23 protein-coding genes are annotated in these 23,514 nt (G+C 72.9%); 12 read left to right on the top strand and 11 right to left on the bottom strand.

Features of this window, described 5'->3' with window-relative positions; genetic code table 11:
• Positions 1–2: 2 nt before the first annotated feature.
• Positions 3–2,828 (bottom strand): FtsX-like permease family protein, encoded by a 2,826-nt coding sequence (locus tag ACQRWP_RS24350; RefSeq protein ID WP_430498011.1) that lies wholly within the window; start codon positions 2,826–2,828, stop codon positions 3–5.
• 73 nt (positions 2,829–2,901) lie between these two features.
• Between ACQRWP_RS24350 and ACQRWP_RS24345 the strand changes: the two genes are divergently transcribed.
• The gene (locus ACQRWP_RS24345; RefSeq protein WP_430498009.1) at positions 2,902–3,534 is read left to right on the top strand and encodes a helix-turn-helix transcriptional regulator; all 633 of its coding nucleotides are present in this window, start codon (positions 2,902–2,904) and stop codon (positions 3,532–3,534) included.
• On the opposite strand, the gene ACQRWP_RS24340 is transcribed toward ACQRWP_RS24345, so the two are convergent.
• Both ACQRWP_RS24340 and ACQRWP_RS24335 read right to left on the bottom strand, forming a co-directional pair.
• Positions 3,500–4,657 (bottom strand): pyridoxal phosphate-dependent aminotransferase, encoded by a 1,158-nt coding sequence (locus ACQRWP_RS24340; RefSeq protein ID WP_430503281.1) that lies wholly within the window; start codon positions 4,655–4,657, stop codon positions 3,500–3,502. The two genes, ACQRWP_RS24345 and ACQRWP_RS24340, sit on opposite strands and share 35 nt — an antisense overlap.
• Positions 4,658–4,746: 89 nt before the next feature.
• Positions 4,747–5,268 carry an MmpS family transport accessory protein gene (locus ACQRWP_RS24335; protein ID WP_430498007.1) on the bottom strand — a complete coding sequence of 174 codons (522 nt, stop codon included), beginning with the start codon at positions 5,266–5,268 and terminating at the stop codon, positions 4,747–4,749.
• 763 nt (positions 5,269–6,031) lie between these two features.
• Between ACQRWP_RS24335 and glmS the strand changes: the two genes are divergently transcribed.
• Complete coding sequence (gene glmS, locus ACQRWP_RS24330) at positions 6,032–7,945, top strand: glutamine--fructose-6-phosphate transaminase (isomerizing) (RefSeq protein ID WP_354944292.1); 1,914 nt, start codon at positions 6,032–6,034, stop codon at positions 7,943–7,945.
• Positions 7,946–7,948: 3 nt separating this feature from the next.
• Here the strand turns inward: glmS and ACQRWP_RS24325 are convergent, their stop codons facing one another.
• Both ACQRWP_RS24325 and ACQRWP_RS24320 read right to left on the bottom strand, forming a co-directional pair.
• A complete protein-coding gene (locus ACQRWP_RS24325; RefSeq protein ID WP_430498005.1) occupies positions 7,949–9,541 on the bottom strand; it encodes an alpha/beta hydrolase in 1,593 nt (530 codons plus the stop codon).
• Positions 9,538–9,834, bottom strand: coding sequence for a hypothetical protein (locus ACQRWP_RS24320; protein ID WP_430498003.1), 297 nt, complete (start codon positions 9,832–9,834; stop codon positions 9,538–9,540). Before ACQRWP_RS24320 ends, ACQRWP_RS24325 begins: the two co-directional genes overlap by 4 nt.
• A 174-nt stretch (positions 9,835–10,008) precedes the next feature.
• On the opposite strand from ACQRWP_RS24320, the gene ACQRWP_RS24315 reads away from it, so the two are divergent.
• The 6 genes from ACQRWP_RS24315 (at position 10,009) to ung (ending at position 15,455) form a co-directional block, all read left to right on the top strand.
• Entirely contained in the window at positions 10,009–10,377 is a 369-nt protein-coding gene (locus tag ACQRWP_RS24315; RefSeq protein WP_091403516.1) for a holo-ACP synthase, read from the top strand.
• Between the two features lie 54 nt (positions 10,378–10,431).
• Complete coding sequence (locus tag ACQRWP_RS24310) at positions 10,432–11,901, top strand: NAD(P)H-hydrate dehydratase (RefSeq protein ID WP_430498001.1); 1,470 nt, start codon at positions 10,432–10,434, stop codon at positions 11,899–11,901.
• An 89-nt stretch (positions 11,902–11,990) separates the two neighbouring features.
• Positions 11,991–13,109: an alanine racemase gene (gene alr, locus ACQRWP_RS24305; protein ID WP_091402301.1), complete on the top strand. Its 1,119-nt coding sequence runs from the start codon at positions 11,991–11,993 to the stop codon at positions 13,107–13,109.
• Positions 13,106–14,209, top strand: coding sequence for an alpha/beta fold hydrolase (locus ACQRWP_RS24300; protein WP_238679455.1), 1,104 nt, complete (start codon positions 13,106–13,108; stop codon positions 14,207–14,209). The genes alr and ACQRWP_RS24300 overlap by 4 nt, the downstream gene beginning before the upstream one ends.
• A complete protein-coding gene (tsaE, locus tag ACQRWP_RS24295; protein WP_112584898.1) occupies positions 14,206–14,688 on the top strand; it encodes a tRNA (adenosine(37)-N6)-threonylcarbamoyltransferase complex ATPase subunit type 1 TsaE in 483 nt (160 codons plus the stop codon). Before ACQRWP_RS24300 ends, tsaE begins: the two co-directional genes overlap by 4 nt.
• A 65-nt stretch (positions 14,689–14,753) precedes the next feature.
• Positions 14,754–15,455, top strand: coding sequence for a uracil-DNA glycosylase (ung, locus tag ACQRWP_RS24290; RefSeq protein WP_430497998.1), 702 nt, complete (start codon positions 14,754–14,756; stop codon positions 15,453–15,455).
• A gap of 25 nt (positions 15,456–15,480) precedes the next feature.
• On the opposite strand, the gene ACQRWP_RS24285 is transcribed toward ung, so the two are convergent.
• Positions 15,481–16,185 carry a helix-turn-helix domain-containing protein gene (locus ACQRWP_RS24285; protein WP_430497996.1) on the bottom strand — a complete coding sequence of 235 codons (705 nt, stop codon included), beginning with the start codon at positions 16,183–16,185 and terminating at the stop codon, positions 15,481–15,483.
• Positions 16,186–16,537: 352 nt separating this feature from the next.
• Here ACQRWP_RS24285 and tsaB point away from each other — a divergent pair, with 352 nt between their 5' ends.
• The 4 genes from tsaB to ACQRWP_RS24265 are packed head-to-tail and all read left to right on the top strand — an operon-like array spanning position 16,538 to position 19,002.
• Positions 16,538–17,215: a tRNA (adenosine(37)-N6)-threonylcarbamoyltransferase complex dimerization subunit type 1 TsaB gene (tsaB, locus tag ACQRWP_RS24280; RefSeq protein WP_430497994.1), complete on the top strand. Its 678-nt coding sequence runs from the start codon at positions 16,538–16,540 to the stop codon at positions 17,213–17,215.
• Complete coding sequence (gene rimI, locus ACQRWP_RS24275) at positions 17,212–17,694, top strand: ribosomal protein S18-alanine N-acetyltransferase (RefSeq protein ID WP_112676895.1); 483 nt, start codon at positions 17,212–17,214, stop codon at positions 17,692–17,694. Before tsaB ends, rimI begins: the two co-directional genes overlap by 4 nt.
• Positions 17,687–18,733, top strand: a complete 1,047-nt coding sequence (gene tsaD / locus ACQRWP_RS24270) for a tRNA (adenosine(37)-N6)-threonylcarbamoyltransferase complex transferase subunit TsaD (RefSeq protein WP_430497993.1) — start codon at positions 17,687–17,689, stop codon at positions 18,731–18,733. Before rimI ends, tsaD begins: the two co-directional genes overlap by 8 nt.
• 14 nt (positions 18,734–18,747) lie before the next feature.
• Positions 18,748–19,002, top strand: a complete 255-nt coding sequence (locus tag ACQRWP_RS24265) for a hypothetical protein (RefSeq protein ID WP_430497992.1) — start codon at positions 18,748–18,750, stop codon at positions 19,000–19,002.
• A gap of 33 nt (positions 19,003–19,035) precedes the next feature.
• Here ACQRWP_RS24265 and ACQRWP_RS24260 read toward each other — a convergent pair whose 3' ends face one another.
• The 5 genes from ACQRWP_RS24260 to ACQRWP_RS24240 all read right to left on the bottom strand — a co-directional run bounded on the left by ACQRWP_RS24260 (position 19,036) and on the right by ACQRWP_RS24240 (position 23,499).
• On the bottom strand, positions 19,036–19,776 hold the full coding sequence (locus tag ACQRWP_RS24260) for a DUF4142 domain-containing protein (RefSeq protein WP_430497990.1): 741 nt from the start codon (positions 19,774–19,776) through the stop codon (positions 19,036–19,038).
• Between the two features lie 125 nt (positions 19,777–19,901).
• Positions 19,902–20,198 carry a DUF1707 SHOCT-like domain-containing protein gene (locus ACQRWP_RS24255; protein WP_430497988.1) on the bottom strand — a complete coding sequence of 99 codons (297 nt, stop codon included), beginning with the start codon at positions 20,196–20,198 and terminating at the stop codon, positions 19,902–19,904.
• A 19-nt stretch (positions 20,199–20,217) separates the two neighbouring features.
• Positions 20,218–21,399 carry an ROK family protein gene (locus ACQRWP_RS24250; RefSeq protein ID WP_430497987.1) on the bottom strand — a complete coding sequence of 394 codons (1,182 nt, stop codon included), beginning with the start codon at positions 21,397–21,399 and terminating at the stop codon, positions 20,218–20,220.
• A 22-nt stretch (positions 21,400–21,421) separates the two neighbouring features.
• Positions 21,422–22,684 carry a sugar ABC transporter permease gene (locus ACQRWP_RS24245; protein ID WP_430497985.1) on the bottom strand — a complete coding sequence of 421 codons (1,263 nt, stop codon included), beginning with the start codon at positions 22,682–22,684 and terminating at the stop codon, positions 21,422–21,424.
• Positions 22,681–23,499 (bottom strand): ATP-binding cassette domain-containing protein, encoded by an 819-nt coding sequence (locus ACQRWP_RS24240; protein ID WP_196919761.1) that lies wholly within the window; start codon positions 23,497–23,499, stop codon positions 22,681–22,683. Before ACQRWP_RS24240 ends, ACQRWP_RS24245 begins: the two co-directional genes overlap by 4 nt.
• Positions 23,500–23,514: the final 15 nt, after the last annotated feature.

The following is a 23,514-nucleotide window of genomic DNA, read 5'->3' as shown; positions in this document are numbered from 1 at the left end:
TGCTACTCCTCTGCCAGAAGTCGGGCGGGTCGTAGGCGCGGCAACAGGGCGGCGGGCACCAGCGCGGCGACGGCGCTGACCAGCGCGCCCGCCAGCGCGACCAGTGCGGCCACCAGGAGCAGTGCGCCGGGGAGGGCGCCGATCAGCCAACCCGCGCCGGCCAGGCCGACCGCCGCGCCGGTCGTCGAACCGACGAGCCCCAGCGCCAGCCCTTCGTAGCCGATCAGCCGGCCGAGCTCGGCGTCGGTCCAACCGATCGCCCGCAGGGTGGCCAACTCGGCGGCCCGGTCGCGGATGTTCAGGTAGAGCACGTCCGCGACCGCAGCGGCACCGAGCAGCACGGTGGCCGCAGCGGCCACGGTGTCCGCGCCGCGCACGCTCAGCGAGACCACGTCGCCGAGCAGACTGCCGACGATCGCGCCCCGGAAGGCCCAGGCGGCGGCGGTGACCAGCGTCAGCGCGGCCACCCCGATGGCCAGCGCGCCGGCGCCGAGGAGCGTGCGCCCGGGGGTGCGGGCCAGATTCACCAGCGCCAACCCGAAGAGGGTGCGTGGCCGGCTTACCCAGCCGGCGGGAGCGACGATCGGGCGGAGGGCGGCGGCCGGGTGGGCGCGCGCGGCCCGCAGCGCCGGCACCAGGCCCGCGGCCAGCGCGAGCAGCAGGGCGATGGGTACGGCCAGGGCCGACCGCCGCCAGTCGACGTCGATGCCGAGCGCGATTCCGAGCGGCACCGCGAGGGTCAGCGAGAGCAGACCGGCGATGAGCCCGAGCAGGGCGACCTCGCCCAGGATCAGCGCCGCGATGCGGCGGACCGGCCAGCCGAGACAGGAGAGCACCGCCAGTTCGGAGCGCCGGTCCCGGACAGCGGCGCTGACCGCGTTGCCGAGGAAGAGCACGCAGACCACCAGCACCAGCACGAAGAGCACCAGGCTCTTGCGGTCCACCGCCTGGGTGATGATCGAGGCCACGCCGAGTGCCGACCAGTTCTCGGTCAGCCGCAGCATCGGCCGGCCGAACGAGCCGGCGGGCAGTTCCACTGTCTGCGGCGCGCCCGACGAGCCGAGGGTGATGTCGACGTCCAGCCCGGTGCGTGCCGCGATCTGCTCGGCGACCAGTCGGACCCGCTCGGCCGATCGCTCGTTGTAGCCGCCCACGTCGGCCACCCGTACCCGGATCGCGCTGATCGGGGCCTTGGCCTGTGGCCCGCCGCCACCCTGCAAGATTTTCGACACGCTGCCGAGGTTGGTGAGGAGCAGCGGCGGCGCGGAGAGGTAGCCGGCGGGATTGCCGCTGGGCGCCAGCGGTTGACCACCCAGCGCCGCCCGGCTGCGCTCGTCGGCACCCTGTGCCGTCGGCGCCTGGTAGGTCTCCAGCGGCAGTTGGCCGAGGTCACTGAACCCGGCCAGTCGGCCCGGGTCGAAGACACCGACGGCCCGCCAAAAACGATTGGCGGTGTTTGCGCCCACGGGTAGCGGCAGCGCCCGTATCGATCGGGAACCGGTGTCGTCGGCGAGCCAGGGTCGGGGCAGCGGGTTGAACGCCTCCATCTTGCCGTACACCTCGGGGTCGCCGGGCGGTTGCTGGCGGGCCCGCAGGCTGCCGTCGGGTAGCCGGTCGTACTGCACTTCGGCCGACTGCACGACCGTCTGAAGTTGGCCGTTGCAGCACCCGGCCAGGGAAAGCTCCTCGGTGAGCATCGCCTGGTGCCCGGCGGTGAGGTCGTACCGACCGGCCCCGGCGGGAGTCCCCCCGGGGCGGCTCAACGTCTTCTCCAGGTCGATCGCCTCCACCCCGGCGGGGCTGATCGCGAGCCGGGTGAACCTGGCCGCCAGCGACTCGTCGATGAAGGGTCGGTTGGTGACGAGAACCGGGACCTCGTGGTTGTCCGCTGAGCCCCGGCGGTTGACGGCGACCGTGTCGTCGGTGCGGACGGCTCGACCGGTGACGACGGCATCGTCGAGTCCGACGAGGTGTTCCTCGGCCGCCGGGTCCACAGCGGCCAGGAGGAACGGCACGGTCAGGTCGTACGCCATCACCAGCCGGTCGGTGGGTGTAGCGGAGCCGTCCCGGTCGGTCGCGAGGATGTAGGAGTCGGCTTGGAACCGGCCGTCGGGCAGCAGTTGGACGGCGTGCAGGGACCAGTCCTCGCGCTCGGAGTAGGTGCCCGGGTTGCCCAGCAGCGCGTATCCCGGATCGCAGATGGGCAGGCTGCGCCCGTCCGGCTGCACCTCGCGGGGGGTCGGGCCGCAGGTGTCCGACCAGGAGTAGGACCGCCCGTCGGAGTACGGCACGGCGTCACTGTCGGTTTCCCAGTCGATCCTGGGGTAGATCAACGGCTTCTTGGTCACGTACACGTACCGCGGTTTGCCCGGTGCGCTGGAGAGACCGCGTTCGGCGTGGAAGGTTGGGTCGACCCGGATGACCTGCTGGTCCAGCGAGCGGTCGACGGCGTCGGTGAGGTCGATCGGCGTCGGTAGCAGGGTGGTGGAATAGCCGAGCATCGCGATCGGGGCCGCCACCTCGATGCCGGGAACTGTCATCACCTGCTCGTACTGCTGGTTGGTGATGCCGCCGAAGAGCCCGGAGAGATAGTTGGGGCGGACCAGCCCACGCTCGGCTTCCAGCGGGGTGCGGGTCCCCTTCGGACGGACCAGGATCTCGTAGGCGACCTGGGTGTTGCGCTCGACGGTGCCGGTGACGTCCAGACGAGAGGTGGTGGTGGCGCCGGTCAGGACCACGAAGCCGGTGGTGGCCACCAGCACGCCGACCAGCAGCGCCACCGACCGCCCAGCACGGCCGCGCAGCTGTCTCCAGATGAAGCCGAGCATCGCGCCTCCCCGTGTGCTGTCTCCCACTCTGCGCGATACATTGTGACAATGCAAGACCCGTACCGGAGGTGACATGGCGATCCAGCACGCTGTCCTCGCCCTGCTCGCTGGTGGCCCCAGCCACGGCTACCAGCTCAAGGGCGCGTTCGAAGCCGCCGTCGGCCCGCAGTGGGGGCCGCTGAACATCGGCCACCTCTACCAGATCCTCGATCGGCTCTCCCGGGACGAGCTGGTCGTCGCCGAACGGCAACCGCAGCCGATCAAGCCGGACCGGGTGGTCTACGAGATCACCCCGGCCGGCCGCGCGGAGTTGGCGCGGTGGCTGGCCGAGCCGAGCCCGCGCAGCGGCGGATTCCGGGACGACTTCTTCCTCAAGGTCACCGCCGCCGCCCGGTCCGGCTCCGCGGCCACTGTTCGCGCGGTGCTGAGCAACCAGCGTGGGCACCTGCTGCGCGAGCTGCGCAATCTGGACGGCCTACGGCGGGCCGCCGAGGACCCGGTGGTCGGGTTGCTGCTCACCGCGGCCAGCCGGCACGTGACCGCGGACCTGTCGTTCGTGGACGACGCCGAGGCGGTGCTGCTCGGTGACGAGGGTCAACTGCTCACCCGACTCGCGACGTCGACAGCGGATCAGTCGGCGACCGACCCGGGGTCGACCGGCTCCGGGCGGGTCAGCGGCTCGGGCCCAGAGCGTGCAGCCGGCTGACCGCCTCGGTCAGCACCTCCGGGCGCTTGCAGAAGGCGAACCGGACCAGCCGCCGGCCCGCTTCGACGTCGTCGTAGAAGACCTGGGTGGGCACCGCCACCACACCGCAGCGCTCCGGCAACGAGCGGCAGAACTCCACCCCGTCCCGGCCGCCGAGGGCGGTGATGTCGGCGGTGACGAAGTACGTCCCCTCCGAGTCGAGCACCTCGAACCCGGCGTCGGTCAGACCGCCGACGAGCTGGTCACGCCGCTGCTGGAGACTGTCCCGGAAGCCGGTGTAGTAGTCGTCCGGCAGGGCCAGCGCCACGGCCACCGCCGGTTGCAGCGGCGCGGCGTTGACATAGGTGAGGAACTGCTTCACCCGGAGCACCGCCGAGACCAGCGCCGCCGGGCCGCTCGCCCAGCCGACCTTCCACCCCGTGCAGGAGAACGTCTTGCCGGCCGACGAGATGCGCAGCGTCCGCTCCCGCATGCCCGGCAGGGCCGCCAGCGGCACGTGCGGGCTCGCCGCGTCCGTGAAGACCAGGTGCTCGTATACCTCGTCGGTGACCGCGTACGCGCCGAACTCCTGGCACAACTCGGCGACCTGCGCCAACTCGGCCGGGGTGAAGACCTTCCCGGTCGGATTGTGCGGTGAGTTCAGCAGCACCAGCCGGGTGCGCGGGCCGAACGCCGCACGCAACGCCGCCGGGTCGAAGGCGTACCGGCCGTCGGCAGCGGGACGCAACGTCACCGGCCGGCGGACCGCGCCGGCCAGCGCGATCGAGGCGGCATACGAGTCGTAGTACGGCTCGAAGCAGACCACCTCGTCGCCCGGTTCGCAGAGAGCGAGGATGCTCGCCGCGACCGCCTCGGTCGCGCCCGCCGTGATCACGATTTCGCCGTCCGGGTCGTACGCCAGGTCGTGGAACCGCCGCTGATGTGCCGCGACGGCCGCGCGCAGGGCGGGGATCCCCGGGCCGGGCGGGTACTGGTTCTGCCCGTTGCGCAGCGCCTCGGCGGCGGCGGCCAGCATCTCCGGCGGACCGTCGGTGTCGGGAAAGCCCTGGCCGAGGTTGACCGCGCCGGTGCGTACGGCGAGGGCGGACATCTCGGCGAAGATCGTCGTGCCGAACGGCCGCATCCGGGCCACCAGCGGGTCGACATCGGTGCTCGTCGTCACCTGCGCCAGCCTACGGCCACCCGCCGCCCGAACCCCAGCGCCGTTCGGCCTCAGTCGACCCGGCAGGTGGTCCGCCAGTACCCCTGCGTCTTGTCGACTACCGGTTTGCCGGCGCCGGTGACCGTGACCGTGCAGTCGAGTGGCGCGGGGTGATCGATGTCGGGCCAGGTGGCCTCCACCATCACTCTGCTCTTGCCGTTGGTTCGGATGGTGGTCCGCCAGGGCAACTTCGCGTTGTCGACGTGCATGAGATCGCTCTCGGCGTCGTAGTACGCGATGTCCGCCGTACCCGAGCCGGTGACCTCGTAGACCACCGTCAGGGGTGCCGGCCCTGACGTAGGTCGAGTGACCGGCTTCTTGCTGGGGGTGGGAGACGCGGGGGGCGGCGGCGCGGTGGGTCGCTCGGGGATGAGCGGCCCGGCGGTGGGCTCCGTCCAGTCGTCGTCGGGAGTGCCGAAGGGTTGCTCGGCGAACGGGTCCGGGTCGTTCCCGTCGAGTACCAGGCTGGCCGCGCAGAGGCAGCCGCAGACGGTCAAAACCAGCGCCACCAGGACGGCGATGACGATCCCCACGGCCCGGCCGCTGTGCGTGGCCGGGCTGCCCCCGGGCTGCGGATAGCCGGGGTACGCGTACGGCGGCGGATAGCCGGGCGGCGGCGATCCGGCTGACGGCGACCACCCTGCCGGCGGCGGTCCGGCCGGCGTGGACCACCCGCCGGGCGTGGGCCAACCCGGCGACGGCGGTCCGGCGGGCGTCGAGCCGGAGGCGTCGGGTGGGGACGACGGCGTCCACGGGGCTGTCGACGAGTCTGGCGTCCACGGCGTCGCGGGCGGTTGGGGCGTCCACTGGGTCGCGGGCGGGGGAGGCGCCCACGGCGCGGCCGGCGGTGCCGGTGCCCACGGTGCCGGCGGTGCCCAGGGCTGGCCCGGGGCCAGCGGGTCGGGTGCCGGGAACGCAGCCGAGGGCGGCGCCGTCGGATCCGGTCCCGGAGCGCCCGTACCCGGCGAGTACGGCTCGGCCGGCGGCCCCGACGCGCCGCCAGCTGACGGGTCCGGTGAGGTGGAGGGGGACGGATCGGGCGGGGACGCGTCGGACATGGCTGCTCCGGGCGGGAGTGGGTATGGGACGAACGAGCCGAGGACGGGCGCGCCGAACCCGCCGAGAGACTGTCGTACCCGAAGGCGTGCCGCAACCCCGTCGTCCCGGACGGACCAGGAGTGGGCCGCGAAGCTCGTCCCGGTTGCGGCCTCCCAACCACCGATCGCTCAGATTCCGTGATTGATAACCCGACTTTCGAGCACCCATCATGAGTGAAACTGGGTTAGGCTGCGGGCCATGTGTGGAATCGTGGGATACGCGGGCGCGCGCCCTGCACTCGGCATCGTCCTCGACGGGCTGCGGCGGCTGGAATACCGCGGCTACGACTCGGCAGGCGTCGCGATCGTCTGTGCCGACCAGCTGCTGACCGAGAAGAAGGCCGGCAAGCTGGCCAACCTGGAGAAGGTGCTGTCCGAGCGGGCCGCCGACGACCCGACCTCCTGCGCGGCCAGCCCGATCGGCATCGGTGACGGCACCACCGGCATCGGGCACACCCGGTGGGCCACCCACGGCGGCCCGACGGACCGCAACGCCCACCCACACGTCGCCCCCGACGGGCGGGTCGCGGTGATCCACAACGGCATCATCGAGAACTTCGCCAAGCTCCGCGCCGAACTGGAGGCCGACGGCGTCCAGTTCACCAGCGACACCGACACCGAGTGCGCCGCGCACCTGCTCGCCGCCGCGCTGGCCGACCTGCGCGCCGCCGGCCAGCCGGACAGCCCGCAGCTGCTCGCCGCCGGCATGCGCGTTGTCTGCCAGCGGCTGGAGGGCGCGTTCACCCTGCTCGCGGTGGACGCCGCCGTGCCCGGTGCGGTCGTCGGCGCCCGGCGCAACTCGCCGCTGGTGGTTGGCCGCGGCGATGGGGAAAACTACCTGGCCAGCGACGTGGCCGCGTTCATCGAGCACACCCGGGAAGCTGTCGAGCTGGGCCAGGACCAGATCGTGCTGATCACCGGTGACAGCATCGAGATCACCGACTTCGAGGGCCAGCCCGCCGCCGGCAAGGACTTCCACATCGACTGGGACTCCTCGGCCGCGGAGAAGGGCGGCTACGACTGGTTCATGCTCAAGGAGATCGAGGAGCAGCCGCAGGCCATCGCCGACACGCTGCTGGGCCGGCTCACCGAGAGCGGTGAGATCGCCCTCGACGAGGTTCGCCTCAGCGACCAGGATCTGCGCGACGTCGACAAGATCTTCATCGTGGCCTGCGGCACGGCGTACCACGCCGGCATGGTCGCCAAGTACGCCATCGAGCACTGGACCCGGATCCCGTGCGAGGTGGAGCTGGCCAGCGAGTTCCGCTACCGCGACCCGGTGCTCGACCGGTCCACGCTGATCGTGGTCATCTCGCAGTCGGGCGAAACCATGGACACCCTGATGGCGCTGCGCCACGCCAAGGAGCAGAAGGCCCGGGTGCTGGCGATCTGCAACACCAACGGCTCGACCATCCCCCGCGAGTCCGACGCCGTGCTCTACACCCACGGTGGTCCGGAGATCGCCGTCGCCTCCACCAAGGCGTTCCTCACCCAGGTCGTCGCCTGCTACCTGATCGGCCTGCACCTGGCCCAGGTGCGCGGGATCAAGTTCGCCGACGAGGTGGGCGCGGTGGTCGCGCAGTTGCAGGAGATTCCCGGCAAGCTGCGTGAGCTGCTCGACCGGATCGAGCCTGTCCGCGAGCTGGCCCGGGAGCTGAAGTCCGAGCCGACAGTGCTCTTCATCGGCCGGCACGTCGGCTACCCGGTGGCCCTGGAGGGCGCGCTGAAGCTCAAGGAGTTGGCGTACATGCACGCCGAGGGCTTCGCCGCCGGTGAGCTGAAGCACGGCCCGATCGCCCTGATCGACAAGGGCACCCCGGTGATCTGCGTGGTGCCCTCCCCGGTGGGCCGGGGCATGCTGCACGACAAGGTCGTCTCCAACATCCAGGAGGTCCGGGCGCGGGGCGCGCGGACCATCGTGATCGCGGAAGAGGGTGACGAGGCGGTCGTCCGGTACGCCGACCACCTGATCTACGTGCCGCGTACGCCCACCCTGCTGGCCCCGCTCGTCACCACGGTGCCGTTGCAGGTGCTCGCCGCCGAGATCGCCGCCGCCCGGGGGCACGACGTGGACCAGCCCCGCAACCTGGCCAAGTCGGTCACGGTCGAGTAAGCCTCAGCGGCCCAGCACGACCCGGGCCATCCCGTCCAGCGCGGGATTGCCCGGGTCCCAGTAACCGGTGTGCCCGCCTCGCCCACTGCCGAAGACCCGACCGCCGAACCCGGGATCCGACGGGTCGCGCCCGAACCACAGCTCGTGCCCGGTGCGGTCGGGCCAGCCCAGCACGGCGGCGAGTGGAGCCGCGCCGAGCAGGGCGCGTCGGCCCAGCTCGTCCGCCGGGCGGGCGGCGCGGATCACGTCGTCGGGGGCGCTGCTCGCCCACACCTCGCCGGGTGGCACGCCCAGCTCGGCGACGTGCGACGCGCCGACACCGGGAGAGCCGACGAAGACCAGCGCGTCGGCGGCCAGGCCGTGCTCCCGGGCGGCCACCCCCACCACCAGCGACCCGTAGCTGTGCCCGAGCACCGTCTGCCGGGCCGGCGGCCCGTCGTGGCTGACACGCAGCCCCTCCTGAAAGCGGTGCAACGCCGGGCCGGCGTCCCGGGCCTGACCCGCCGAGGCGGCCTCGGTCAGCAGATCCGGGGCGTCGTAGTCCAACCAGAGCACCGCCGCGCTGCGCTCACCCGGGGCGAGCGCGGCGCACCGCTCCAGCACCCGGGCCGCTCTGCCCAGCTCGCCGGAGGCGTCGTCCAGGCCGGCGGTCATCCCCGGCACGTAGGTCAGCACCCGGTCGGCGTGATCCGGGTCGCCGAGCGCCACCACCGCCCGGCCCTCACCCGCCGGATCCAACCCGAGCAGGTACGCCCGCGGCGCCCCGCCGGACGTCAGCCGCCCGACCAGCGCGTCCAGGCCGGCCAACCGTCCGGCCACCCCGCGCAGCCGGATCGACGCGAGCGGCCCCGGCGGCACCCGGGACAGCAGCCGTCGCCGCTCGGCCAGCAGCTCCGCACGCCAGGCGTCGAGCCGTAACCGGTTGGCCTGGTCGCGGGCGGCCACCGGCAGCCCGTCCAACCGGCCGACCAGGGCTGGCTCGCGCCCGATCAGCCACCGTCGCTGCGCCGGGGTCAACCCGGACCACCAGGCGCTGACCAGCGCGGGCGCGGCACCGAGGGCCGGTCGGCCCGGCGGGGGCGGGGACGCCCAGCCGGTGCCGGCGGCCCTGGCGAGGTCATCCAACCGGTCGGCCGCGACCCGGTCCGCGGCGGCTGCCCCGTCGAGCGCGGCCCGCAGGGCGGCGGCCACCCCAGCCGCTGCCACCCCGGCCCGCTCGGTGGGCCGAACCCGGGCGGGATCGACCCGCACCCCGCCCGAACGGTCCACCAGCAGGCCGGCCGCCTCCGCCTGGGCGACCGCCTGGGAAAGCCGCGCCTTCGCCACCGCCAGCCCACCGGCCAACTCGGCCAGCACCTGGTCGACCTCGATCAGCGCGGGTGCGATCGAGGCCAGCTCGTCACGCAGACCGGCGAGCCGAGTGTCCGCCGCCGTGGCTGCCGCACCCGACCAACCGAACCGCAACCGCCCGCCGGCCGCGCGCAGCCCGCCCACGCGACGATCGAGCGGCCCGACCAACCCCGCCCACGCCGCCCCGGCGGCCCGCCACCCGTCCGGATCGGCAGCCCACAGCTGTCGGTAGCCGACGCTGCTCACCTGGGCAGGGCGGCGAACCGGCCGGCGGCCCGGTCGTCCACCGTCTCGTACGACTCGGCCGCCACCCGGACCCCGCCGGAGGTCGCCGCGACCCGGGCACCCAGCCGGCAGCACCAGGCGTGCCCGGCGGCCTCCAAGCCGGCCAGGGCCACGCCAGCCCGCCACTCGGGCGCCGCCACCACCAGCCCGGGCAGCCCCGCGAGGCCCGACGCCAACCGGCGCGCCTCGTCGTCGAGCAGGACGGCGACCGCCCGCAACTCCTCCGGTTGGACGGCGAACGGCTCGTCGGTCATGACCACACCCCCGTGGACGATCGGCATCGACGCGCTGACGCTAGGCGGGTACCGGAGGTCGCGCGGTGCCCTGTGGACAGCCGACGTCGAGGCGTACCCCGGGGTGTCCACAGGCGTTGCCCAGCGCGAGCCCGACGGCTAATCTGCGGCCTCGACCGCCGGTAGGGTGGTGTGGTGATCGTCGCTGTCGGCATCGACGTCGTCCTGGTCGACCGGTTCGCCCGGGCCCTGGCACGGACGCCGCTGCTCGCCGACCGGCTGTTCACCGAGGCCGAGCGGCACACCCGCTCCGGCAGCCCGCGCTCGCCCGAGTCGCTCGCCGCCCGGTTCGCCGCCAAGGAGGCGGTGGCCAAGGCGCTCGGCGCTCCGGCCGGGCTCAACTGGCACGACTGCGAGATCGTGCCCGACCCGGATGGCCGCCCCTGGCTGGCCGTCTCCGGCACGGTCGCGGCGGTGGCCGACGCACGTGGGGTCAACCACTGGCATCTCTCGTTGTCGCACGACGGCGGGATCGCGTCGGCGATGGTGGTCGCGGAACGATGACGTCGGCCGGGAGGGCCGTCAGGTCCGCCCGCTAACGGAATGGGACACGGTGGCATGAGATCGGTGTGGCGGGTGGCCGACGTACGGGCGGCCGAGGCGGGGCTGATGGGCACGCTGCCGGACGGGACGCTGATGCAACGGGCCGCCGCCGGTCTGGCCCGCCGCGCCGCGCTCCTGCTCGCCGAGCGGGGCGGCGTCTACGGGGGCCGGGTGCTGCTGCTGGTCGGCTCCGGTGACAACGGCGGCGACGCGCTGTACGCGGGGGAGCGGTTGGCCCGCCGAGGTGTCCAGGTGTCCGCCCTGCTGCTCACCCCCGGGCGGGCGCACGCCGCCGGCCTGGCCGCGCTGCGAGCCGCTGGCGGCCGGCTGGTGCCGGATCCGACCGGCCCGGTCGACCTGGTCCTCGACGGCATCGTCGGCATCGGCGGCACCGGCGGGCTACGGGCGAACGCGGACGAGGTGGTCCAGCGCCTCGGCGAACTGCGCGGACGCGACGGGGAACGGGCCACCGTGCTGGCGGTCGACGTGCCCAGCGGGGTCGCGGTCGACACCGGCAACGTGCCGCTGTCCGCGTCCGGCCGGCCCAACGCCGTCCGAGCCGACGTGACGGTGGCCTTCGGCGCGCTGAAGCCCGCCCTGGTGGTCGGGCCGGCCGCCGCGCTGGCCGGGCAGGTCGAGTTGGTCGACATCGGGCTGCGGCCGTGGCTGCGCGGCACCCCGGCGCTGCGGGTCACCGAGTGGTCCGACCTGGTCGACTGGTGGCCCCAGCTGGGCCCGGCGTCGGAGAAGTACACCCGGGGCGTGGTGGGGGTGGCGACCGGCTCGGCGACCTACCCCGGCGCGGCGGTGCTCTCCGTGGGCGGCGCGCTGGCCGGGCCGACCGGCCTGGTCCGCTACGCCGGCAGCGCCCGCGCCGAGGTGCTGCACCAGCACCCCTCGGTGATCGCCAGCGGGCGGGTCGCCGACGCGGGCCGGGTGCAGGCCTGGGTCTGCGGCTCCGGGCTGGGCACCGGTGCCGACGCGGCGGCCGAGCTGCGTGCCGTACTGGCCGCCCCGGTGCCGGTGGTGCTCGACGCCGACGCGCTGACCCTGCTGGTGGACGGCTCGCTCGCCGACCGGCTGCGGGGTCGGGACGCGCCCATCGTGGTCACCCCGCACGACCGGGAGTTCACCCGTCTCTGTGGGGAGGAGCCGGGCGCCGACCGGGTCGGCGCCGCGCTGCGACTGGCCGCCTGGATGAACGCGGTGGTGCTGCTCAAGGGCGACCGCACGGTGATCGGCACGCCGGACGGTCGGGCGTACGTCAACCCGACCGGCACCCCGGCGCTGGCCACCGGCGGCACCGGCGACGTGTTGGCCGGGCTGCTCGGCTCGCTGCTGGCGGCCGGGGTGCCCGCCGATCGGGCCGCCGCCTCGGCCGCGTACCTGCATGGGCTCGCCGGACGGGAGGCGGCCCGGGGTGGGCCGGTGACCGCGCCCGACGTGGCGACCGCGCTGCGTCCGGTGCTGGCCCGGCTGGGCTGAACGGGGCGGTTCGGGTGCGATGACCGGATCGCCGCGTCGGGACGTGCGTCGCCGCCCGCGGTGATCACGGCGGAAAGTAGGCTGGGCGCATGTGGCAGGCCGAGGTACGCGTCGATCTTGACGCCATCCGCGAGAACGTGAGCAGGCTCCGCTCCGGCACCACCGCCGAGTTGATGGCGGTGGTGAAGGCCGACGGGTACGGCCACGGCATGCTTCCGGCCGCCCGCGCGGCGCTCGACGCCGGCGCCGACTGGCTCGGCGTCTGCACCCTCGACGAGGCGCTCACCCTGCGGCGGGCCGGAGTGACCGTGCCGGTGCTGGCCTGGCTGCTCGCCCCCGGGTTGCCGCTGCACGAGGGGGTCACCGCCGGGGTGGACCTGGGCGCGGCCAGCCTGGCGCAGCTGGACGAGATGATCGAGGCGAGTCGCCTCGCCGGGCGTCCCGCCCGTCTGCACCTCAAGATCGATACAGGGCTGTCCCGGGGCGGAGCGACAGTCGCCGACTGGCCCGCGCTGCTGGACGCCGCCGCGAAGGCGCAGGCCGACGGCCTGGTCGAGGTGGTCGGCGTGTGGAGCCACTTCGTGTACGCGGACTCGCCCGGCCACCCCACCACCGACCGCCAACTGGCCGTCTTCCACGAGGGGCTGGCCATGGTCGAGCGGGCCGGGCTGCGACCGCGCTGGCGGCACCTCGCCAACTCGGCTGCCACCCTCACCCGCCCGGACACCCACTTCGACCTGGTCCGCCCCGGCCTGGCCATCTACGGGCTCTCCCCGGTCGCCGGCGAGACGTACGGGTTGCGGCCGGCGATGACCGCCCGGGCCCGGGTGATGCTCACCAAGCGGGTGCCCGCCGGCACCGGTATCTCCTACGGGCACGCCTACACGACGGAAGCCGACGCGAACCTGGCCGTGGTGCCGCTCGGGTACGCCGACGGAGTCCCCCGGCACGCGTCCAACACCGGCCCGGTGCAGCTCGGCGGCGTACGCCGGACGATCTCGGGGCGGGTCTGCATGGACCAGTTCGTGCTCGACTGCGGCGACGACCCGGTGGCCGACGGCGACGTGGCGACGCTCTTCGGCAGCGGCGTCGACGGCGAACCGACCGCGGACGACTGGGCCGAGGCGGTCGGCACGATCAACTACGAGATCGTCACCCGGTTCGGCGGCACGCGGGTGCCCCGGGTCTACGACGGCGAGAAACCATGAGTTATCGCATTCCGCGTCCGCGGACGGCCGCCGGCCGGGTCGCGGGGATCGTCGGCGCGGCGGTGGGGGTGGCCGCGGCGGGTCTGGCGGCCGGCGTCGCGACCGAGCGGACCCTGGTCCGCCGGCTCAAGGCCGACCCGGCCGACCGCTACGCGCACGAGACGTTCGACCAGCAGCGGTACGACGAGGCGTTCCGCCTGGAACTGCCGGACGGCACGGACATCCACGTCGAGGTGGTCGAGCCGACCCGACCGGTGCCGGGGCGCCCGACGGTGGTGCTGGTGCACGGCTTCTGCCTGGACATGGGGACGTTCCACTTCCAGCGCCAGATGCTCGCCGCCCGCGGCGACTACCGGATCGTGTCGTACGACCAGCCCGGTCACGGCCGGTCCGGGCGACTGGAGACCGGGGAGTACGACCTCGCCGTGCTCGGCCGGACGCTGCGCCAGGTGATCGACCGAACCGCCCCGGACGGGCCGCTGGTGCTGGTCGGCCACTCGATGGGCGGCATGACCATCATGGCGTTCGCCGAGCTGTTTCCGGAGCTGTTCGGTGACCGGGTGGTGGGCACCGTTCTGATGGCCACGTCGGGCGGGCTCATCGCGGAGACCAAGCTGGTCGCACCCGCGCTGCTCGGCCGGGTCGGTGGCCCGGTGCTCTACATGGTCAGCAACGCCACCCGGTACGGCGGGCCGGTGATCGACAAGGCCCGCAAGTCGACGTCGAACGTGGCCTGGCTGCTGACCCGCAAGTACGGTTTCGGCACCCGCAAGCCCAGCCCGTCGCTGGTGTCCTATGTGGAGACGATGAACTCCCGGACGTCGGCCGACACGGTGACCCGCTACCTGCGGACCCTGGCCACCCACTCGCGCTTCCCGGCGCTGGCGGCGCTGGCGGCGACTCCGGTGCTGGTGGTGGTCGGCGACAAGGACATGATCACGCCGGTGACCCACTCCGAGGAGATCGTCCGCCGGTTGCCGCACGCCGAGTTCGTGAAGATCAAGGACAGCGGTCACGTGGTGATGTTGGAACACGCGGACGAGGTCAACGCCGCCCTGGCGCGGTTCCTGGAGTCATTGCAGAGCGTGGAGGAACGGTGAGTCACGTCGTCAAGCTGCCGACCGTCGAGGACACTCGGGACTTCGGCCGGCGGCTGGCCGGGCTGCTGCGCGCCGGCGACCTGGTGCTGTTGACCGGCCCGTTGGGCGCCGGCAAGACCGCGCTCACCCAGGGCATCGGCGCCGGGCTCGGTGTTCTCGGGGACATCACCTCGCCGACCTTCGTGATCGCCCGGGTGCACCGCCCCGATCCGGCCCGGGGCGGCCGGGTGGCGCTGGTGCACGCCGACGCGTACCGGTTGGGTGACGCCACCGACCCGCGCGCCGAGATCGACGACCTGGACCTCGACGCGTCGGTGGACGACTCGGTGACCGTGGTGGAGTGGGGTGAGGGCCTGGTGGAGCAGTTGGTGGACGCGCACCTGCGGGTTCGCATCGACCGCCGCGACGACGACACCCGCATCGTCGAGCTGGACCCGATCGGCGGCGACTGGGCCCGGCGGCTCGCCGACCTGGGCTAGGTCGGCGGCTGTCGTACCCGATGCCTAGAGTGCGGGAGACCGACCCGCGCTGTGAGAGGTTCCTGATGCCCGACGACGCCCCCGCCCTGGATCTGCTGGCCCTGCTGCCGGAGCAGTGGCGCACCGCGCTCACTCCGCACCTCGACCCGGCACGCACCGCCGCGCTGGGCGAGTTCGTCGCGCGGGAATACGCGACGCAGACGGTCTTCCCGCCGCTGGAGGATTTGTTCTCGGCATACCGGCTCTGCCCGCCGCAGGGCACCCGGGTGCTCATCCTCGGGCAGGATCCCTACCACCGGGCTGGGCAGGCACACGGGTTGAGCTTCAGCGTCCGCGACGGTGTGACGGTGCCGCCGTCGTTGCGCAACGTCTTCAAGGAGCTGGGCGAGGACGTCGGCGTCCCCAAGCCGCGCAACGGCAACCTCGACGGGTGGGCCGCCCAGGGGGTGCTGCTGCTCAACGCGGTGCTGACCGTCCGGCAGGCCACCCCGGGCTCGCACGCCAACGCCGGCTGGGAAGAGTTCACCGACGCGACGATCCGGGCACTGGACGCGGCACCGGAACGGGTGGTCTTCCTGCTCTGGGGTGGCTACGCCCGCAAGAAGGCCGCGCTGGTCACCAATCCGCAGCACGTGGTGCTGGAGGCGGGTCACCCCAGCCCGATGAACCCGCGCGGCTTCCTCGGTAGCCGCCCGTTCAGCGCCGCCAACAAGGCACTCGCCGACGCCGGCCTGCCCACCATCGACTGGGAGCGCACCGCCGGCTGAGCCGGCACTCGGGCCGGCAGTTGGCTCAGCTGTCGCTGGTCAGCTGCCGGTTCCGGTAGCGGCGTAACAGTTCGGCGGCACGCGGCTCGCTCAGCTCCAGCTCGACGAGCGGCATCACCTGGTAAGTCCGCCCGCCGTGCCGCACCTCGATCGTCTCGGGCAGCTCGTCGCACATCGTGGCCCTGATCTCCCCGTACCGGGTTGACCACCGGTGTTCGCCCGGCTCCTCGGGCTCCAACCACACCCCGCCGAACTCGCCCCAGCGGGCGTTCCACCGCTGCCCGTAGTTCGTCTCCAGCCAGCGGGTGAACGGTTTGGAGTCCTGCCAGCGCAGGGCGATCTCCAGCGCGTCGACCGGCACCGGCGCGCCCTGCAACAGCGCCGCGGTGCTCCCGGTGATCGCCTGCGGGAAGTCGGTGAGCTGGTCCAGCAGCTCATCCAGGCCAAGCTCGTCGATCCGCTCGGCGATCGGCCGGGTTGCCAGGTCGTCGATCCGGGCGTCGAGGTGTGCGTCCAACGGCTCAACCCCGACGACCAACTGGACATCCATCGCGGCGAGCAACCGCTCCAGCACGGCGATGCTGGGCGCTCGATCGCCGCCTTCGATCCGGGCGACCGTCGCCTGGCTGACTCCGGCCAACCCGGCCAGCTCACATTGGCTCAGCTCGCGCGACTGCCGTTGCTCACGGATGGCGGCACCGAGTAGACCGGCGAGACGCGTGGATGGCATCCCGGGATGGTGGACCAGGCCGCGCGTGGCCGAAACCGCTGAGGCGGATTCACGACTGGTGGCCTCCGCCCCGCTCTGGAAGCCCGAGGGCGACGTGCCGCCAGCGACCGGGTCTTTCTCTGATGAGCGGTATACCTGTGAGTCATATTTATGACTCACAGGTATACCGCTCACTAAGGAATGCCGCCCGTCACCTCCCAGGTCGGGCCGCCCGGTCGAGCCCTGCGGCAGGTGTGGTGTGGGCGCGCCGAGGGGACGGTGGGGGCGGTTCGTGTGGGTGGGCGTGACCGTGGGTGGTGGCGGGGGCGGGGCGTGACCGGGGCGCGAGGCGGGGCGGCTAGGCTGGCTTACCGTGCTCGTACTCGTGGTGGACAGCTCGACCCCCGCGGTCACCGCGGCGCTGGTGGAGGTCTCGGCAGACGGCGTGGCGTCGCGGGCGCACCGGTGCACTGTCGACGCCCGCGCGCACGGTGAGCTGCTCGCGCCCCAGGTGGATGCGGTCCTCGCCGACGCTGACGCGCGCCCGCGTGACCTGGCCGCCATCGTCGCCGGGCTCGGCCCGGGGCCGTTCACCGGGCTGCGGGTCGGCCTGGTCACCGCCGCGACAATGGGTCAGGTGCTCGGCATCCCCACGTACGGCGTCTGTTCGCTGGACGCCATCGGTTACCCGGCGGCGTCCGGCGCGCCGGTCCTGGCCGCCAGCGACGCCCGGCGCAAGGAGCTCTACTGGGCCGTCTACGACGGCGCCGGCCAGCGGATCGTCGGGCCCGAGGTGTCCGCGCCGGCGGTCGCCGCCGCGCGCGCCCGCGAACTGGGCGCGACGATCGCGGTCGGTGACGGGGCGCACCGGTACGCCGAGGTCCTGGACCTGCCCGTCCGGGTCGAACCCCGCTACCCGGACGCGACAGTGCTGGCTCTGCTCGCCGCCGAGCGGATCCGGGCGGGCGCGTCCAGTGAGCGGCTCACCCCGCTCTACCTGCGCCGCCCCGACGCGGTGGCGGCGACCGGCCGCAAACCGGTCCTGCCATGACGGCGGTACGGCTCGAACCGTTCCGCTGGTGGCACATCGACGACGTGCTGCCGATCGAGGCGGACCTCTTCGGCGCCGAGAAGTGGTCGCCCGCCATGTTCTGGAGCGAACTCGCCAACGGGCACCACTACCGGGTCGCTGTCGACGCGGACGGTTCGGTGCTCGGCTACGCCGGGCTCGCCGGCGTTCCGCCGGACGAGGTGTGGGTGCAGAACATCGCCGTCCGCCGGGACGCCCAGCGGCGCGGCGTGGGCCGGACCCTGCTGGAGGAGTTGCTCGCCGAGGCGGTCCGACGCGACGCCCGCAGCACCCTGCTGGAGGTCGCCGTGGACAACGCCGCAGCCCAGCGGCTCTACGCGACGTACGGTTTCGAGCCGATCGGGGTGCGGCGCGGCTACTACCAACCGAGCAACACCGACGCGCTGGTCATGCGGCGCGACGCCGAGCCGACCGGGGACGGACCACACGACCATGGCTGACGAACCACTGATCCTGGGTATCGAGACCTCCTGCGACGAGACCGGCGTCGGCATCGTGCGGGGGCACACCCTGCTGGCCGACGCGCTCGCCTCCAGCGTCGAGGAACACGCCCGGTTCGGGGGTGTGGTGCCGGAGGTGGCCAGCCGGGCACACCTGGAGGCCATCGTGCCGACCATGGACCGGGCACTGACCGAGGCCGGCGTCACACTGGCCGACATCGACGCGATCGCCGTCACCTCCGGGCCGGGGTTGGCCGGTGCGTTGCTGGTCGGCGTCGCCGCCGCCAAGGGGTACGCGGTCGCCGCCGAGAAACCCATCTACGGCGTCAACCACCTCGCCGCCCACGTCGCGGTGGACACCCTTGAGCACGGTCCACTGCCCGAACCTGCCATCGCGCTCCTGGTGTCCGGCGGCCACTCGTCCCTCCTGCTCGTCGATGACCTGGCCCGGGGTGTCACCCCGCTGGGCGCCACCATCGACGACGCGGCCGGGGAGGCGTTCGACAAGGTCGCCCGGCTGCTCGGGTTGCCGTTCCCGGGTGGTCCGCCCATCGACCGGGAGGCCCGGTCCGGCGATGCTGCCTCGATCGCCTTCCCCCGGGGTCTGACCGCGGCGAAGGATCTGGCCGCCCACCGGTACGACTTCTCGTTCTCGGGCCTGAAGACGGCGGTGGCCCGGTGGGTCGAGGCCCGCCAGCGTGCCGGTGAGCCGGTGCCGGTGGCCGACGTGGCCGCGTCCTTCCAGGAGGCGGTCTGTGACGTCCTGACCAGCAAGGCGCTCGCCGCCTGCCGGGCGCAGGGCATCGAGACCCTGGTCATCGGCGGGGGAGTGGCGGCGAACTCGCGGCTGCGGGCGATGGCCGAGCAGCGAGCCGAGAAGTACGGCATCCGGGTCCGGGTACCCCGGCCGAAGCTGTGCACCGACAACGGCGCGATGGTGGCCGCGCTCGGTTCGCACCTGGTCGCCGCCGGGGTCGCTCCGAGCCGACTGGACCTGCCAGCCGACTCGGCACTGCCGTTGACCACGGTCAGCGTGTGACGGGAGCGGCGGACATGATCGTGCGAATGTGGGAGGCGCGCGCCGAGGCGTACGGAGTCGCCGACCTGATCACCTGGGTGTGCGACATCGCCCTACCCGAGGTGGAGCACGACCCGCTCCACGTCTCCAGCGAGGTCTTCTCCTCCACCGACCACCGGGTGGTGGTGATCTCCAAGTGGCGCAGCAACCCCCGTCCGCTGCCGGACCCGCCAGCCCTGCTGGTGGCCCGCGCCCCGCACTCCTGGGACTTCACCCAGGTAGACCGCTGACGCGAGCCACCATCCAGGCCGCCGGCTGACTGGTCAGCTGCGGCGCAACATCCGGTAGGTGGCGATTCCGCCTGTGCCCAGCGCGGCGAGGAAGACCAGCCAGACGACGGTGCTGCTGACTCCGACCTGCGGGCCGGAGTTGGCGGCGGCGGCGGCCAGGAGCCCGTCCTCACCCGGGGCGGGCAGCGCGGCCGGCGGCAGCTCCGGCCAGCGGACCAGGCCGGTGCTCTCCAGCATCTGCATGTGGTGCATCACGAAGCCGTTGGAGTCGTCGCAGAGCTTGCGGACGGTGGCGTCCCGGGTGCTGGCGCGCACCGCGCCGATCACCGGGAAGATCTTGCCGTGGGCGACCCGGAGCCGGGTGACGAAGATCTGGTCGAACCGAGCGCCGGACGCCTTCTGCATCTCGGCCAGCCAGCCCTTCTGCTCGGCGGTCGGCTCGCTGGGGATCGTCGCGCCCAACTTGTTGGCCGCGTCGACCACGAGCTGGTCGAGCTTCTGGTGCTCGCTGGCGATGCCGGCGCCGATCTCCCGGACCTTCGCCGACTGTCCCTTCTCGGCGGCCATCTGGCCGGCTGGCATCTCCCACAGCCCGGCCAGCCGCACCCCGTTGAGCAGTGTCATGTCGGCGGCGTTGAGCTGCTGGCCGCCAGCGGGCGCGGCGACGGCCACACCGGGCAGGACACCGACCCCCGCGATGATCGCGATGAGCAGCATCGCCGCTCGGTGGGTCCGATTGCCCAGTCGGCGATGGGCGGATCTGAGCGGTGCCATGTCTGTGGTGCCTCCTCGGTCCGGACCGGAACGCGTCTGGACCGGGCAGCCGTACCCTGCCGGTTGCCCGTCCGCCCACTGGTACGGACTGATCGCGTGATCAGTTCACCGCGGAGCGACCCGGATCAGCGGGTGACGGCGAGCAAGCCGCCGAGCAGCAGCAGGGTGAGCGCCGCGGCGGCGAAGACCATCAGCAACTCCTGACGCCCGCGCCCGACCGGCCCGGCGTCGACGACCGAGCTGGGCAGGGCTGGTAGGTCGCGGGTCAGCGCGGCCAGGTCACCGAGGGTGCGTGCCGTCCACACCGCACCGGCCCGATCGGAGAACTCGTCAAGCGTCAACCGGCCCGCCGCTGTGTGCTGGTGCAGCGCGGCGACCACCCGGTTGCGGTCGTCGTCGGAGGCGCGCAGCTCGACATCCACGCCGGACAGCGTACGCGGATCAGCCCACGTCGAGGGGGTCGGCGAGGAGCCGTTCGAAGGCCAGTTCGGCGGCACCGATCAGGGGCGCGTCAGCACCCAGTTTCGGCGTGCGCAGCCGGACGTGTTCCAGGCAGGCGCCGAGCGCGTTGGAGTTGAGCCGGCTGCGGATCTGGGCCGCCGCGGCGAGGTAGAGATCACGCATGGTCCCGCCGAAGATGACCATCTCCGGGTTGAAGACGTTCACCAGGTTGGCCACCCCGAAGCCGAGCCAGTCGCCGGCCTGGCGGACCGCCGTCTGGGCCCGGGCGTCACCGCGGTCGGCCGCGTCGAAGACCTCCAGCAGCGCGTCACGGCCCCGGGCGTCGGAGCGTCCGGCGGCGCGCAGAAGGCCGTGCTCGCCGATCTCGGTCTCCCAGCAGCCCCGGGAGCCGCACTCACAGGGCCTGCCGTCGCGGACCACCTTCATGTGGCCGACCTCGCCGCCGTACCCACCGTGCCCGGTCAGCCTGCGCCCGCCGGCGATGATGCCGGCACCCACGCCGACGTCGCCGTACAGGTAGAGGACGTTGTCGCAACCCGCCGCGACACCTCGTGCGTGCTCGGCGAACGCGGCGACGTCGGCCACGTTGCCCACGGTGATCGGTACGTCGATGCCCAACTCGTCGGCCAGGGCCGCGCCGATCGGCTCGTCCACCCAACCGGTGGTGGGGCCGAGTCGGACCAGGCCGTCGTCCCGGCGGACCATGCCGCAGACCGCGACGCCGGCACCGACGCAGATCGCGTCTGCCGGCACCAGTTGCTGCATCTCCTTGACCGCGCCGGCCAGCAGCGGCGCGGCCTCCGCGGCCAGCAGCCCGCGTGGCCGGTCCAGATCCCGGCGGTCCAGGACCGCGCCACCCAGCCCGATCCGGGCGGCGCGCAGCCGGTCCACCTCCACCGAGTACGCGTACGCGTAGACCCGGGCCGACTCGGGCCGGACGACCAGTGACGGTCGTCCGGCCCGGCCGGTCTCCTTCGGCGCCCCTTCGCTGACCAGCCCCACTGCGGACAGGTCGGCGGTGAGCGCGCCGATGGTGCTGCGGTTGAGGCCCAGCGTGGTGGTCAGTTCGGCACGCGTGGTCGCTCCGTGGACGTGGACGTGCCGCAGCAGGGCCCCGAGGTTCTGCCGTCGGACGTCATCCTGGCTCGGTCCTGGGCGCATGCTGGTGCTACCTCCCGCGCGGTCAGCGGGTGCCGGTGGCTGCCGCGCGGCGGCGGGAGAGCGCGTCGACGCTGGCGGCGAGCAGCAGCACGACGCCCGTGACCACGTACTTGACCCCCGCGCTGTACCCCATCAGGCCCATTCCGTTTTCGATGACCGCGACCACCGCGCCGCCGAGTATGGCGTCGAGGACGCGGCCCTTGCCGCCGAAGAGGCTGGTACCGCCGATCACCGCTGCGCCGACCGCGTAGAGCAGTACGTTACTGCCCCCGGTGTTCGGGTCGACCGAGTTGGCCCGGCTGGCAGCCACGATGCCGCCGATGGCGGCCATCGAGGAGCAGATCACGAAGACGGAGATCCGGATCCGGTCGACTCCGATGCCGGCCCGGCGGGCCGCTTCGCGGTTGCCGCCCACGGCGTAGATGTGCCGGCCGTAGCTGGTGCGTTGAAGCACGAAGGTCCAGATGACCAGCAGCACCGCGATGATCGGCACCACGATCGGCACACCCTTGAGCGAGACGATGAGGACGTTGCGGCTGCGCTCCAGGTTGAGCACGTACACCGCGGTGCCGAGGATGACGGCGAGCCCGCCGATCCGCAGCGCCACCACCGCGAGCGGGTCGGTGATCAGGCCTCGGGCCACCCGGTTGCGGTGGCGCAGCAGTTGCACCGCCGCGTAGCCGATGACCGCGAGGGCGGTCAGCCCCCAGCCCAGCGTGGGGGCGAGGTTGCGGTTGGCGATGGCGACCAGCACCTCGTCGCGGACGGAGATGTTGGTGCCCTCTTTGACGAGCAGCAGCACGACGCCCTGAAAGGCGAGGAAGCCGGCGAGGGTGACCACAAAGGACGGGATGCCGATCTTCGCGACGAGCATGCCGAGCGTGGTGCCGATGACCACACCGGTGGCGACCGCGGCGAGCACGGCGACCCACCAGGGATAGCCGAGCACTGTGACCACATTGGCCAGCACCGCCGCGCAGACGCCGCTGGCGAAGCCGGCGGAGAGATCGATCTCGCCGAGCAGCAGCACGAAGACCAGGCCCATCGCGATCAGCGTGACCGCCGCGCCCTGGGTGAAGAGGTTGGCGAAGTTACCGGCCGACAGGAACGACGACGGCCGCATGATCGCGAAGACGGTGCAGAGCACGATCAGGCCGAGCACGGCTGGTAGCGCGCCGACGTCGCCACCGCGTACCCGACTCAGGTAGTTGCGGAAGTGGCCTCCGACGGTCGGCGTCGGTGTGACGGCCGCGGGGCCGTCCTTCCGCACGGCGGTGGTGGTCATCGGACGCCTCCTGAGATCGAGTCGGCCGGCTGTGGGCCGTCGCCGTTGCTGCCCGGGTCGGTGGCGAGGCCGAGCCCGCCCGAGCGCCCGGCGGTGATCAGCTCGACCACCTGGGCGTGGGTGATGTCGGTGGTCTTCACCTGGGCGACCATCTGGCCGAGGTAGAGCGCGGCGATCCGGTCGGAGACGGCGAAGACGTCGTTCATGTTGTGCGAGATGAGCACCACGGCCAGGCCGTTGTCGGCGAGGCGGCGGACCAGTTCGAGCACCTGGGCGGTCTGTGCCACGCCGAGCGCCGCGGTCGGCTCGTCCAGGATGACGAGCTTGCTGTTCCACAGCACCGCCTTGGCGATGGCCACGGTCTGGCGTTGACCGCCGGAGAGGCTGGACACGTGCTGGCGAAGTGAGGTGACGGTGCGGATGGAGAGCCCCGCCAGGGTTTCGGCGGCGAGCTGTTCCATGGTCGGCTCGTCGAGGACGATGCCGCTGCGCTTCTCCCGGCCGAGGAACATGTTCTGCACGATGTCCAGGTTGTCGCAGAGCGCGAGGTCCTGGTAGACGACCTCGATGCCGAGCGTGGCGGCGTCGCGGGGGCTGCCGATGTGCACCGGTTCACCGTTGAACAGGAACTCGCCGGCGTCGGTGGGGTGGATGCCGCTGATGCACTTCACCAGGGTCGACTTGCCGGCGCCGTTGTCGCCGACCAGTGCGGTCACTTCGCCCGGGTGGACGGTCAGGGCGACGTCGCGGAGCACCTGGACGGGACCGAAGCTCTTGTCGATCCCGCGGAGTTCCAGCAGGGGGGTCGCGGACACGGGGGTCTCCTTCTT

Source organism: Micromonospora trifolii (genome assembly GCF_050516465.1).
GTDB classification, from domain to species: domain Bacteria; phylum Actinomycetota; class Actinomycetes; order Mycobacteriales; family Micromonosporaceae; genus Micromonospora; species Micromonospora trifolii.
The sequence above is the reverse complement of the archived record's forward strand: the minus strand, read 5'-3'. Positions and strand labels throughout refer to the sequence as shown.

Bases quoted from the DNA above. Each gene is read 5' to 3' on its own strand.
- ACQRWP_RS24310 (WP_430498001.1), top strand. From the start codon at position 10,432: ATGAGATCGGTGTGGCGGGTGGCCGACGTACGGGCGGCCGAGGCGGGG.
- alr (WP_091402301.1), top strand. From the start codon at position 11,991: ATGTGGCAGGCCGAGGTACGCGTCGATCTTGACGCCATCCGCGAGAAC.
- ACQRWP_RS24350 (WP_430498011.1), bottom strand. From the start codon at position 2,828: ATGCTCGGCTTCATCTGGAGACAGCTGCGCGGCCGTGCTGGGCGGTCG.
- ACQRWP_RS24245 (WP_430497985.1), bottom strand. From the start codon at position 22,684: ATGACCACCACCGCCGTGCGGAAGGACGGCCCCGCGGCCGTCACACCG.
- rimI (WP_112676895.1), top strand. From the start codon at position 17,212: ATGACGGCGGTACGGCTCGAACCGTTCCGCTGGTGGCACATCGACGAC.
- ACQRWP_RS24265 (WP_430497992.1), top strand. From the start codon at position 18,748: ATGATCGTGCGAATGTGGGAGGCGCGCGCCGAGGCGTACGGAGTCGCC.
- ung (WP_430497998.1), top strand. From the start codon at position 14,754: ATGCCCGACGACGCCCCCGCCCTGGATCTGCTGGCCCTGCTGCCGGAG.
- ACQRWP_RS24250 (WP_430497987.1), bottom strand. From the start codon at position 21,399: ATGCGCCCAGGACCGAGCCAGGATGACGTCCGACGGCAGAACCTCGGG.
- glmS (WP_354944292.1), top strand. From the start codon at position 6,032: ATGTGTGGAATCGTGGGATACGCGGGCGCGCGCCCTGCACTCGGCATC.
- ACQRWP_RS24300 (WP_238679455.1), top strand. From the start codon at position 13,106: ATGAGTTATCGCATTCCGCGTCCGCGGACGGCCGCCGGCCGGGTCGCG.
- ACQRWP_RS24260 (WP_430497990.1), bottom strand. From the start codon at position 19,776: ATGGCACCGCTCAGATCCGCCCATCGCCGACTGGGCAATCGGACCCAC.
- tsaD (WP_430497993.1), top strand. From the start codon at position 17,687: ATGGCTGACGAACCACTGATCCTGGGTATCGAGACCTCCTGCGACGAG.
- ACQRWP_RS24340 (WP_430503281.1), bottom strand. From the start codon at position 4,657: ATGCGGCCGTTCGGCACGACGATCTTCGCCGAGATGTCCGCCCTCGCC.
- ACQRWP_RS24320 (WP_430498003.1), bottom strand. From the start codon at position 9,834: ATGACCGACGAGCCGTTCGCCGTCCAACCGGAGGAGTTGCGGGCGGTC.
- ACQRWP_RS24285 (WP_430497996.1), bottom strand. From the start codon at position 16,185: ATGCCATCCACGCGTCTCGCCGGTCTACTCGGTGCCGCCATCCGTGAG.
- ACQRWP_RS24345 (WP_430498009.1), top strand. From the start codon at position 2,902: ATGGCGATCCAGCACGCTGTCCTCGCCCTGCTCGCTGGTGGCCCCAGC.